The 12,690-nt window shown below is 41.1% G+C and carries 7 protein-coding genes; 2 read left to right on the forward strand and 5 right to left on the reverse strand.

Going from position 1 to position 12,690, the window contains the following annotated elements; genetic code table 11:
• Positions 1-980: 980 nt before the first annotated feature.
• The 4 genes from FHS59_RS17230 to FHS59_RS17245 all read right to left on the reverse strand — a co-directional run bounded on the left by FHS59_RS17230 (position 981) and on the right by FHS59_RS17245 (position 7,225).
• A complete protein-coding gene (locus FHS59_RS17230; protein WP_184496611.1) occupies positions 981-1,400 on the reverse strand; it encodes a response regulator in 420 nt (139 codons plus the stop codon).
• The gene (locus FHS59_RS17235; protein WP_184496612.1) at positions 1,390-4,074 is read right to left on the reverse strand and encodes a ligand-binding sensor domain-containing protein; all 2,685 of its coding nucleotides are present in this window, start codon (positions 4,072-4,074) and stop codon (positions 1,390-1,392) included. Before FHS59_RS17235 ends, FHS59_RS17230 begins: the two co-directional genes overlap by 11 nt.
• A gap of 1,536 nt (positions 4,075-5,610) precedes the next feature.
• Entirely contained in the window at positions 5,611-6,666 is a 1,056-nt protein-coding gene (locus FHS59_RS17240; RefSeq protein WP_184496613.1) for an acyltransferase family protein, read from the reverse strand.
• A 4-nt stretch (positions 6,667-6,670) separates the two neighbouring features.
• Positions 6,671-7,225, reverse strand: a complete 555-nt coding sequence (locus FHS59_RS17245; protein ID WP_184496614.1) for an ankyrin repeat domain-containing protein — start codon at positions 7,223-7,225, stop codon at positions 6,671-6,673.
• Positions 7,226-7,450: 225 nt separating this feature from the next.
• On the opposite strand from FHS59_RS17245, the gene FHS59_RS17250 reads away from it, so the two are divergent.
• The gene (locus FHS59_RS17250) at positions 7,451-9,511 is read left to right on the forward strand and encodes a helix-turn-helix domain-containing protein (protein ID WP_184496615.1); all 2,061 of its coding nucleotides are present in this window, start codon (positions 7,451-7,453) and stop codon (positions 9,509-9,511) included.
• 896 nt (positions 9,512-10,407) lie between these two features.
• Here FHS59_RS17250 and FHS59_RS17255 read toward each other — a convergent pair.
• Positions 10,408-11,424 (reverse strand): glycoside hydrolase family 43 protein, encoded by a 1,017-nt coding sequence (locus FHS59_RS17255; protein ID WP_184496616.1) that lies wholly within the window; start codon positions 11,422-11,424, stop codon positions 10,408-10,410.
• A gap of 372 nt (positions 11,425-11,796) precedes the next feature.
• Here FHS59_RS17255 and FHS59_RS17260 point away from each other — a divergent pair, with 372 nt between their 5' ends.
• On the forward strand, positions 11,797-12,249 hold the full coding sequence (locus FHS59_RS17260; RefSeq protein WP_184496617.1) for a GNAT family N-acetyltransferase: 453 nt from the start codon (positions 11,797-11,799) through the stop codon (positions 12,247-12,249).
• The last annotated feature ends 441 nt before the right edge of the window (positions 12,250-12,690 follow it).

A 12,690-nucleotide genomic window follows, 5' to 3' on the forward strand; every position in this document is an offset into this window, starting at 1 on the left:
ACAGGGTCTCCTTAATTCCAAAACCGCCTCCGACACCCGACATCCGACATCCCAACCCTTTCAGCTTTCTCACTTCATACTTCTGACCTACCTCCGGTAGGCAGGCTTTCCATGATCCCTTTAAACTCTTAAAACTGCTGAAGGGACTACCAACGGTTCCCGTTTCCATCTTGCTGGCAAAACGTTCCCGTCTTCGTATTACAATTCCGCTCCAGCGCTGGGAGAGAATACTATATTCCTTTTTACCCAGAGTTAAACCCCCGGGCTATAAAGCTTTGACCCCGTTGGGTTTATATAATTTCAAATTTCAAATTCGACATCCGACATCCGACATCAAACATCCCAACCCTTTCAGCTTTCTGACTTCATACTTCTGACTTGCCTACCGTCTCCTGTCTCCTGTCTTCCGTCTTCTGTCCCTTTCAACATCCGACATCCAACATCTGCACTCCATCAACCTCCCGTTGTCCTGCTACTCCAGAAGCTGGTCTAATCCATCATCTCGTTTTCATCTTGCTGGCAATTAGCCTTCGTCTCCGAATGACGATCCCGGGCCAGCGCTGATCAAATAACAATCCTTTAAACCCAGGGTTGAAACCCTGGGCTATTAAGCTGCGACCCTTACAGGGTCTCCTTAATTCCAAAACCGCCTCCGACACCCGACATCCGACATCAGACATCGGACATCTGACATCCCACTTCTTTACTCTTTAAACTTTAAACTCTTCACTTAACACTTTTAAAACTGCGACTGCCTACTTCGATTCGTTAAAAATCCCCCTAGCCCCCTTTGATTACGATTTTTATCCTATCAAAAATTGTCAACAAGGGGGATTGGTTCCGTTTCCGACATCCGACATCCGACATCCAACATCCGACATCCGACATCCAACATCTGACATCCGACACCCGACATCTGACATCCCAACCCTTTCAGACTTCTGACTTCATACTTCTGACCTACCTCCGGTAGGCAGGCTTTAGCCTTCTGTCTTTCCTCCCAACCAATCCTCCAATTCTTCCTTTAGTTTGATCAATTGCGCAGGTACCATGGGCTTCTCCCAGAAATCAATCACCATATTAAATCCTCGGGCTTTCTCCTTGTCTGATTTGCTCAGAGATGAAGTTACTATTACTACCTTGATGTCGGATAGTTTGATTTTTTTTTGAAGATGTGTCAAAAACTCCCAACCATTCATTTCTGGCATGTTGATATCCAAAAAAATCAAAATTCTTTGGTCTTCGCTATCTAATGGGATGATGGAATCCAAGGCTTTTTTGGCTTCAAAAAATACCTGAGTCTGATCAAATAATCCTTGTTTTTTGACTTGTAATTTGTGAAGTAAAATAACTACTTGATCATCGTCTACTATATATATTCGTGGTGATTTAAGCTTCATTGTTTTTAATGTTTTCGGACATGGAATGCGTTTCCCGCACCATTTGGTCCAGTTGCTCGAGCGTTTCCAACAGCTCCTGCTCCAACTCTTCTTTGCTGAGACCTATCTCCTGATAATTTGAAAATTGGTTTAAAACCTGTGCAATTCCCATGGCTTTGGTCAGTGGTCCCCTTACCAAATGGGACTGGTACCAAGTGATATCCAGAAGAACTTTGTTTTTGTTTTCAATTTCACTCAAAGCCTTTTTCAATTGCTCGTTGGCATTACTTAGCTCGAATGTTCTTTGGCTGACCATACTTTCCAATTTTCGCTTCATCCTCATATTGGAATAATACTTCATCATAAAGTATATCAGTACCCCAAAGGCCAGCAATACAAAGATTTTGAAAGCAATGGTTTCAAACCAAATTGCCTTTACTTGAATTGGTAAAGAGTAAATCTGTTCCAGGTTGCCATGGCGGTGAATTTTTACTTCCAGCGTATAACGACCCGGTTTTAACCCAGTGAAATTCAACAACCTTTGTTCGTTGATCGGTTGCCATTGCTCCGAATTTTGATTGATTCGGTAGTATAATGAATATTGATCTGGATTATCAAAGTCAATCAAGCTAAAAGATATCTGAAACATCCGTTCCCCCCGAGGGATGACAACTTCATTTTCAATATCGATTTTTTGATCGCCCACCAAGAGGTTATCCCAAATAAAAAGGTAGCCGCTGGACTGCTCCTCATACATTGATGGACTTTGGATAATTCCTACTCCTTCTACGGTCGGAATCCAGATCCTTTCCGAAAAGTCTTTTATCGCTGATGGGAAAATCAATCCATTAGCTTCTGAATTCGGCATGCCATGACTTTCATTGTAGAAGTTATTAGCAATGTGGAAGTCTTCTTCGCCAGAAGTTTTAAACTTATCTAACTCCGAATTTGGAAAGTACTGAACGCCAAAATTATTAGTGGTCCAGACGCCCGATTTGCCATCGGATATAATGGTGAATACACTTCGCGATTTTAGCCCATTATGCTTTCTTAAAATCTTAAAATTCCCTTGATGATACAGGACAATTCCACCATGAGTAGCAAACCAAAGGTCTCCTGCATTGTCTTCATACATGCTATAAATCAGGTCTTCACCCGGGGTGAGAGGGAGGTTTTGGCTTTCAATTAATTTATCATTTTCAAACCGGAAAAAACCCTGACTGATCGAACCAATCAGAATCTGCTTGTTTTGGAGTTCCAGGATACTGATAAAGCCGGTGCTAGTAAACTTTTCCGGTAATTCAATTGGATGAAAGATTCCATTTTCATCTAAATAATGGATTCCACCGTAGCGGGTCAGAATCCAAAGCCAATTTTTTGAATCCCTGTAAATGGCGTAAATGTAATTGCTTTTCAGCCCATTTTCCTTCGTAAGATATCCTGTGATTTTGCCACTTTCTTGGTCAATTATGGAAATGCCGGCAATGCTTCCTACATACACTTTTCCATTGGCAGCTCCAATTGTATTGACCCTGTTTTGCAATAATCCATTTTGATCATTCCAGGAATTAAGTTTCCCCTTTTTTATTTGGTACAAACCATCTGATTTCGTCCCAATCCAAATACTGCTATCGCCAGCCTGATAAATAGGTTTGATGTTTTTTTGTTCCAGTAAACCAAGATTTAGTTGCTTGATTTTGGCAGGTCTGACGATTGCCAATCCTTTTCCTAAAGTTCCCAGATAGAGATTGTTATTTTCTTTGATGATTTTTCGGACAGTATAGGTTTGAAGTTCCGGGTAGATAACCTTAGAAATATTTCCTTCAGACATTTTGATCAGTCCGTTTTCAAGGGAACCAGCCCAGATGTTGTTTTCAGAATCCACGATAAGACTGGAAGAATTGACCCCAATGGACTGTTCAAAAGTATAAACCTGATCCAGTTTGTAGTCCTCCTTAATTCTAAAAATCCCTTTATCCTGACTGTAAACAAATAGATTATCCCCATTTCCAAAAATTTTCTGTGCGGTAAAATCCTGTTCAGTCACCAATTTTGCTTGGCTGGATTCTAAGTTCAATTCATAGATTCCTTTGGTGGTTCCCACTAGGATGATTGAATTCCCAAGTGGATAAAAACCAAGGATTTCAGATTGAGTTTCCGGATTCCAATAGGGAAGGGGACTGAAGGTACCCTCATCCCAAGAGAAGATCTCTCCTTTTTGATTGCCTACAAGTAAACCTCCATTGCCATTTTCTGCAATGGCCCTGATCCAGGTTTTATCTGCAATTTCAGTGGCATCTATTACCGTTTTGATGTTTTTATCAATCAGGACTATGCTACGGTCTCCAGATGCCCAAATACCTCCTTCGGTTTTGAAAAAAATGTAATAGGTCTGCTCCAGCATTTCCGGATAATTTTCCTCATCAAAAACCTTTGGAGTCTTCCCGTCAAATCTGACCAAACCTTCTTCGGTAGCAACCCATAAGTATCCATAATTATCCTTCTCCATTGCAAAGACCGCATTTTGGGGCAAACCTTTGCTGTTGTCCCAAATTTCCATCACATAGTTTTGGGCGATTTCAGAGCCATCGATTATACCTGCTTGAGATTGGGAAAATGCATGTTTTTCCGGTTGGCAAATCAAAAAAATCGAGGCCAGGAAAAAAAAGAAATACCTAAGTTCAGCCTTCCTCATTCAAGTCTTTAAATTTCATAGGTTTTACAAAAAACCTTCTTAAGGTACCCCAAACTAGATAGTACCGACAAAAAACAAATCGGATGACTACTTTAAGGGTTGTTGTTCAAGTGGGAATATAGGATCATTTTTTTTGCTGTCAATGAACCTTGTGTAAAAATACATTATTAGTTGCACATTTTTTATGTGTATATAATTCCCTTAAATTTAATTCCAATAAAAGTGTATAATATAGAATATTATTTGGATTTTGTATAGAAAGAATTGTGAGCCAAAAAGAGAGTTTTTCAAAAAGATTTTCAGAATTTTCAGCTTTCTGGCCTAGCTCTGGTAGGCAGGCTTTAGCCTTCTGCCTTCCCTGCTGTTCGGGTCCCGGTAATTACCGAGGATGCAATCCCGAACCATTATCCTCGGATTTCCAATCCGCTTTGTAGTAGATCTTGCTAGCAAAACCATCCGTCTCCGAATGACGATCCCGGGCCAGCGCTAGGGAAATTTGAATCATTATTTTTTCCTATTAATCTTAGACCCCGATGTGTTTATATAATTTCAAATTTCAAATTCGACACCCGACATCGGACATCCGACATCGGACATCCAACAACAGATAATCTACATCCGACTGCGACCTACCTTTGGCAGGCAAGCTGTTCACTGCGACTGTTCCCCCAAATTTCGGGACTGCCACTCCGCCAGTGGCGGATCGCAGTGACGGTAAAAAACATCGGACATCGGACATCAAACATCCGACATCCAAACATTTTCAGCTTTCAGCTTTCTGACTTCATACTTCAGACTTCTCTTCCGTCTCCTGTCTTCCGTCCCTTCAAACATCCGACATCGGACATCTGCCCTCCATCAAACTCCCGTTGTCCTGCTACTCCAGAAGCTGGTCTAATCCATCATCTCGTTTTCATCTTGCTGGCACTTAGCCTTCGTCTCCGAATGACGATCCCGGGCCAGCGCTGATCAAATAACAATCCTTTAAACCCAGGGTTGAAACCCTGGGCTATTAAGCTGCGACCCTTACAGGGTCCCCTTAATTCCAAAACCGCCTCCGACACCCGACATCCAACATCCCACATCGGATATGTCAACCCTTTCAGTTTTCTGACCTACCTTCTGTAGGCAGGCTTCATACTTCTGCCTTGCCTTCCGTCTCCTGTCTCCTGTCTTCCGTCCCTTCAAAAATCTTACATCCAACATCTGACATCCGACATCCAACTGCGACCTACCTTCGGCAGGCAAGCTGTTCACTGCGAATGTTCCCCCTAATTTCGGGACTGCCACTCCGCCTGTGGCGGATCGCAGTGACGGTAAAAACATCCTACATCGGACATCGGACATCAAACATCCGACATCCAAACATTTTCAGCTTTCAGCTTTCTGACTTCATACTTCAGACTTCTTCCGTCTCCTGTCTTCCGTCCCTTCAAACACCCGACATCGGACATCTAACATCCTACATCGGACATCTGACATCAAACATCCGACATCCGACATCCAACATCCCACATCTCCACATCTCCACATCCCTCATTTCAACCCAAAAAAGGGTCTTAAAAATGAAACTCTACGAATCAGCTCAAAGCTCCCAAAGCATCCTGCGAAAGTGATTAGGATTACCAAAATGAATTGTAAAGCAATAGGAATATCCAAAGGAAAAATCCATGATGAACCAAGATATAGGAAGATCATATGTAGAATATATACCGGGTAAGCAGCTTGGCTTAGGTAGCGAAGCGATTTACTTGGACCTTTGAGATAGAGGCTTCCAAATGCAAATACCGCTAAAATCCAGGAATAGGATTCTGTGGCCAGTAAATAAGAAGGAGGGAAGCTCTGGATATTGAAAGTTCTTAATAGGTATAAGCTCAATCCAATTCCCAGAAATAGCCAGCGCCATTTTTGGATCATTTTCCAAAACCCTTCACCAGACATGACAAAACAAAAACCGGTAAAGAAAGCCAATAAGCCCAATACAAAGCCATGCCATGTCATCGCATATAATTCAAAAGGGAGTGGGTTGATCCAGACTGCTTCTACTAAAAATGGAATTAGTGTAAGCAATAAACCCCAAGGTTTTGAAAGGATTTCCTTTGCTTGAATGACCCAAGCTCTATTTTCATTTTTTCTTATCCAATAAAATAAAGGGCTTAAAACAAGTACATAGCAAAAGATATTTCCTAAAAACCATAAATGTCCAGGATCCCAGTTGTAGGACATCTCCATGCCATAATACTTTCTCCAAATCAATAAATGGATTGGGACGATTACGAACATACCGAAAATGAAGGGCAAAAGAATTCTTCTTGCTCTTTCCTTCAATAATTCTCCCCAGCTTCGGGATTGCATGGCAAAATAAACTCCCATACCTGATACAAAGAACAGGAGTGGTATTCTCCAGATATTGAGTAAGGACATGGGCACCCATAAGGCTGCCCATGGTTCTTTGGAAGTAATAAACCCGATCATTCTGCCCCAAGGTTGAAAACCAATGGAAACATGATAAATCAGAAGTAGTCCGATGGCTATCACTCTTAGCCAATCAATATCATAGCGGCGGCTATCTTTTAGTGTTTGACTTTCCATCTTGTTATTTCAGCATGTTGGCAATTTCCGGGCGGATTTTTTCCAGGTAAGCATAGTCAAGCTTTAATCCCATAGGTTCAAGCATTCCGCCCATGACATCATACACTTCTTTTACCTCAGAAAATGGTGGAATAACATTTTCATAGGCTGTCGTCCCATATTTGTTTTTAATGGATTTGTCGGCACCTCTTTCTAAAAGTAGCTGGACAATTTCTGGTCTACCGAAAAATGCTGCAGAGATCAAGGCAGTGGAACCATCATTATTCTGGAAATTGATATCAGCACCAGCATCTAATAGAATCTCTGCCATTTCCGGCTTACCAAATACTGCTGCTGTAATTAATGGACTCGAACCCCCAAAAGGATCTCTTTCATTCAGGTCTGATCCAGCTGCAATATGTTGTTTCACGGCCTCTTTATTTCCTGTGATGACCGCAGTATGCAAATCAATATCCGGGGCTCCTTCCTTCTGTGCTGATGATTGGCTGCAGGAAGAAAAGATTAAAACAGCGATGCTAAATAGTGCAATAATTGGTTTTTGAAACATTGTTTTTTTCATGACATTTTTTGTTTTGTTTGAATAGCACAAAGTAAAAACCGTACGCTGACGCATGGGAAACAGCCTTGCTTCCAAAAACATAAGCTTTGCACATGGCAATATCAATTATGACGCAGGCATATAAAAAATGACGCAAATACCCTAAATTCGCTGCGAATGAGGCTTTTTTTAAATTGAAAAATTGCCTTGATTTGAAAATTAAGAATATACTGATTATTACCCCAAATGCCCGAATTATCTTCTCAGGAAAAAGAGTTTTTAGAAATACTGATTGCAAAGATCAAGGGGCATATCAGTGAGGAGGAGTTTGGGGTTTCGGATCTGGCGGAGGAAATGAATATGAGCAGGTCCAACCTGCTGAGAAAAGTCAAAAAGATGACAGATCTCTCCGTTAGCCAATTTATTAATCAGATCCGCCTACAAGAAGCCATGGAACTTCTGAGGTCTAGCAGTTATAATGTTTCTGAAGTTTCCCATCGGGTTGGTTTCAATAGCCCTTCTTATTTTATTAAATGCTTCCGTGAACACTATGGTTATCCGCCAGGGGAGGTGGGAAAACATCCTGAACTCTCAGAAGAAGGGCCAGAGTTGCATTCCAAAGATTCAAGAAAGAGACCCTGGATTTTGGCTCTATCGGGAGTAGTATTGATTCTGATTTTAGCACTGACTTGGTTTGGTAGAGATTTATTCAAAGACCGGATTGAAAAGGAAAAGTCAATTGTTGTTCTTCCTTTTAAAAATGACAGTTCGGATTCGACTAATGTGTATTTGATTAATGGCCTTATGGAGGCTACGCTGAATAACCTACAAAAAATCAAGGATTTAAGAGTTTTAAGTCGAACCTCTGCCGAAAAATATCGAGAGAGTACCAAGTCTATTCCCGAAATGGCTGAAGAGTTGAATGTCAATTATCTTGTGGAAGGTAGTGGACAGAAAATGGGGGATAATATTGTTTTGAATATTCAGCTAATTGATGGAGCCAAGGATCAGCATCTATGGAGTAAACAGTATAGGAGAGAGGTTAGTGATATTTTTGCCTTGCAGCAGGAAATCTCTAAGGATATTGCAAAAGAGATTCAGGCGGTAATTACGCCAGAGGAGAGATTCAGGATAGAAAAGGAACCTACCGATAATTTGAAAGCCTACGATTCCTTTATGAAGGGCTTGGAATTGTTAAACCAAGGCAGAGATGAAAACCTGCTTGAATCGGTTGAGTATTTTAAAGATGCAATTGCCGAAGATGAGCGCTTTGCATTGGCTTATGCCTGCGCAGGAATGGCCTATTACTATTATGATTTTTTTAAAGCCGAAAAGGAACATTTGGAACTTTTAGGGGCCTATGCAGATAAAGCCATGCTTTATGATCCTGGTCTAGGAGAAAGTATGGTAGCAAAAGCCATGTATTATTTGGCCAAAAAAGAATATACTGAGGCATTACCTTTTTTGGAAAAAGCCTTGGAATTTCAGCCCAACTCATCCCAGATCATTGGTTTATTGGCTGATTTTTATGCCAACAATCTCCCGGATACCGAAAAATATCTGGAATATGCGTTGATGGGAATGCAGTTGGAGGCTGGTCCCAGTGATTCGGTTGCAACAAGTTATTTTTATCTACGGGTTGGAAATGCCCTGATTCAAACGGGCTTCGTGGAGGAGTCATCTTCCTATCTGGATAAGTCATTGGAGTACTTTTCCGGTAATGCCTATAGCCATTATGTAAAGGCCTTTATAAGCTATGCAAAGGATAAAGATTTAAGACATACCAGGGATTTGTTGCAGATTGAATATGAAAAAGACAGTTCCCGTTTTGATATTTTGCAGGATCTCGGCAAGGTCAGTTATTATTTAGGAGAATATGAGACTGCTTATAATTATTATATTCAATTCAACGAGATTAGGGAAAAGCTTCAGTTGAATGTCTATGTGCATGAGAATATGATCATAGGGGAAACCTATGAAAAAGTAGGCAAAGCGGAGGAAGGAAGGAAATTTATCGAGAGCTACAGAGCCTATTTGGAAAATGATCAAACGGCCTACAAAAATCTGGGACTGACGATGTATTATGCCCATGAAGGAGATTTTGAAAAGGCTTTATCCCATTTCCGTGAATTTGAAAAAGAAGACCATATTCAATATTGGGTCATTTTGTTTTTGCCAGAGGATCCTTTGGCTGAGCAGATTATGAAAAATCCGGAATTCAGGGGAATTTGGGCTAGGGTAGTGGATAAATTCTGGAAGAATAATGCCGAAATCCGAAATCGCCTGAAGGAAAAAGGGATTTGGTAAGAGCTTAGGTTGTTATCCAAGCAATAAATTGGTTTTGAAAAAATATAAAGTTCTAAACTGCCCACTGAGACTTCCCACTGAACAATGATTACGTTTCCATCTTGCTGGCGTGACGCTTTCCTCTCCGTTATACGATCCAGGGCCAGCGCTGGGGAAATTTTATTTCATTGACGGGCATTTCAGCCTTCGTTCCTCAGGCATTCATACCCGTCTACCAAGCTTTGACCCCTACAGGGTCTTTTTAATTTCAAATTCCAAATTTCAAATCCGACATCTCACTTCCGTCTTCGGTCTTCCGTCCCTTCAAACATCCTAAATCCAACATCTGACATCCAACATCTGACATCGGACATCGGACATCCGTCTTCGGTCTTTCACCTTTCACCTTTCACCTTTCTGCTTTTCCAACCTCCCTTTAAACTTTCAAAACTGCATATTGCGACTGTGAACTGCGACTTCTCCTCCTTGCATATCGGGACTGCCACTCCGCCTGTGGCGGATCGCAGTGACGTTAAAAATTTCCAACACCTTTCAGACTTCTGACTTTAGCTTTCTGACTTTTCGAACCTCCAACTTCCAACTTCCTTACTTCCACTTTAAACTTTAAACTCTTCACTTTAAAATCTCCACTTTAAACTTTTAAAACTGCAAACTGCAAACTGCGACTGCCTACTGCGATTCGTTAAAAATCCCCCAGCCCCTTTGATTACGATTTTTCTCCTATCAATAATTATCTACAAGGGGGATTTGGATCTGTTTCCGACATCCTTCTTCTGTCTTCTGTCCCTTCAAACATCAAACATCTGACATCAAACATCTGACATCCGACATCCCACTTCCGTCTTCGGTCTTCAGTCTTCCGACTCTTCAAACATCTGACATCCTTCATCCGACAATCAAGGTTTGTATGGTCCCACAACAACCAATTTATCCCCAGTTAAATCCACTTCAAATAAATGGGGAACTCTGATATATCGGCCATTTTCGGATCTATGGCTATGAACACTCATCAAAGTTTTATTTTCAAAAGTTGTGAATATCATCCCATGACCAAAATTCAGCGGTGTAATCGGCTCTTTCTCCTGGATCCAAGGACCGTCCAAGGTGCCAGATTCGGAATAGGCGACTCCTTGAACATACTTATCATAAATCCAGCTAGTCCATAACATTCCTAACCTTCCACTTCCGGTATTAAACAGAAAAGGGCCATCGGTAACCTTATTGGGAACATCATTTCCATCTTTATCTTTTTCCCTGCTCCATGGAGAATCACTGGCTTTAAAAAGCAATTTTCCCTCGCCTAAAGATCCACTTAAGTCTGGCTTCAGTTCGATTTTTTCAATGGTCCCATTGAGATTTTGTAGCCATTCATAACAGTAAACCATGTATGGTTTTCCGTCCTTATCAACCCAAAATGTACCGTCCAAAGTGGGTTTATCGGCTGGAAGGTAGGTAGGATCAGCCATGGGGAGGTAAGGGCCTTCGGGCTGATCACTCACCAGCACATGACTCGCACGACGATCGATGATATTTCCGGCAACAGTGTCAATTTTGACGTTGGTGTTGGTGAAAGTAGCGAAGTAGTAATATTTCCCTTTGTAGGCATGGAGCTCGGCTGCCCAAATCATCGGCCTATGTCCCATCCAGGATTCAGGATCAGTTTTGGTAACACGATATGGGCCTTCCCAGGATTTCAAATCCTTACTTTTCCAAATCATTCCTCCAGTTCCGGTCATGTAGTAGGAATTAGACTTTTGATCCGCAAGAATATAGGGATCACTCAGTCTGATGGAGTCTAAGGGGATATTTTTCCTTACCGTGATATTTCGCTGAGCATGTACCCCAAATGAAAAAAACAGGATTAAAATAGTTGCAGTAAAAAGCTGAATCAGTTTTTGCCGGAAAGAATTCATAAGGAGAGAAATAGGTATATGGGAATTTAATCAGGTGTATTGTCTTAAGCTACAAATTTTACTTTGGAGAAGCTTTTTAAGGGTAAGGATGGTTTTTGGATTCAGGATATGGTTCAATTTCCTTTTTGAATAATATGTATATCCACTTTCTTACCAGTAGCCAAAGAAAAAGGGCGTTAAAGCATCTTTCATAGTGCTGTCGACAGTGGACGATTATCCGGGACTTTCCAAACTCATTCTTTAATTAGTGGCTCCATTGCGGATAATCATGTTGAATAATTTTTCTCAAGGTCCTTTCAGAATTACCTACGATTTTTGAGCTTTGGATTTTGAAAGAGCGGATCTCTTTTGGATTAAATTCTAAATCAACACATGACTAGTATATCTGCGGTTAAATCATTTGCCGAACTCAGCAATTACGAACTTTACAACATCTTAAAATTAAGGAACGAGGTATTTGTAGTGGAGCAAAACTGTGTCTATCAGGATGCAGATAATAAGGATCTGAAAGGAGATCATTTGATGATCAAAGGGGAGGATGGATTATTGGCATATGCTAGGATTTTGCCTCCTGGGGTTTCTTATAAGGAAGTTTCTATCGGCAGGGTAGTGAGTCATCCAAATGCGAGAAGAACGGGTGTTGGAAGGGAATTAATGAAAAAAGCGCTGGAATTTATTTTGGAGAAATACGGTCCTTGCCAAGTTAGAATCAGTGCCCAGACTTACTTGAGAGCTTTCTATTCCTCCTTTGGATTTGAAGCTGTTGGGGAGGTGTATTTAGAAGATGGTATCGAGCATGTAGAAATGCTGGTCAAGGTGAAGTAAGGATGTGGAATACTAATTTTTCTGAGAGGATATTTGGGAATATTGACTAAAATTGAATTAAGCCCTTCGCCAAATTCCCTCTAAGATTTCGATTTTCGTCCAATCAGAAATCATGTTTCAAGAGGTGTTGGATCCGATTCCTATTTACCTACTGAGGCAGTGAACTGCGACTTGCAACTCCTCACTTTAAACTACTATTTCTTTCAGACTTCTGATTTTAGACTTCTGACTTCAGACCTACCTTCGGCAGGCAAGCTGCCTACTGAAAACTGCCTGTAGATCTCTTTCCATCTTGCTGGCTTAACATTCCGTCTCCGAATGATGATCCCGGGCCAGCGCTGGGAAAATTTTTATTTCTTTGACGGGCATTTCAGCCTTCGTTCCTCAGGCTTTCATACCCGTCTACCAAGCTATGACCCCTACAGGGTCTTTTTGAATTTC

The sequence above is a fragment of the Algoriphagus iocasae genome, from assembly GCF_014206875.1.
GTDB lineage: Bacteria > Bacteroidota > Bacteroidia > Cytophagales > Cyclobacteriaceae > Algoriphagus > Algoriphagus iocasae.

Excerpts from the sequence above, each read along its gene's own strand:
- FHS59_RS17240 (WP_184496613.1), bottom strand. The coding sequence starts at position 6,666 with ATGGAAAGTCAAACACTAAAAGATAGCCGCCGCTATGATATTGATTGG.
- FHS59_RS17255 (WP_184496616.1), bottom strand. The coding sequence starts at position 11,424 with ATGAATTCTTTCCGGCAAAAACTGATTCAGCTTTTTACTGCAACTATT.
- FHS59_RS17245 (WP_184496614.1), bottom strand. The coding sequence starts at position 7,225 with ATGAAAAAAACAATGTTTCAAAAACCAATTATTGCACTATTTAGCATC.
- FHS59_RS17230 (WP_184496611.1), bottom strand. The coding sequence starts at position 1,400 with ATGAAGCTTAAATCACCACGAATATATATAGTAGACGATGATCAAGTA.
- FHS59_RS17235 (WP_184496612.1), bottom strand. The coding sequence starts at position 4,074 with ATGAGGAAGGCTGAACTTAGGTATTTCTTTTTTTTCCTGGCCTCGATT.
- FHS59_RS17250 (WP_184496615.1), top strand. The coding sequence starts at position 7,451 with ATGCCCGAATTATCTTCTCAGGAAAAAGAGTTTTTAGAAATACTGATT.
- FHS59_RS17260 (WP_184496617.1), top strand. The coding sequence starts at position 11,797 with ATGACTAGTATATCTGCGGTTAAATCATTTGCCGAACTCAGCAATTAC.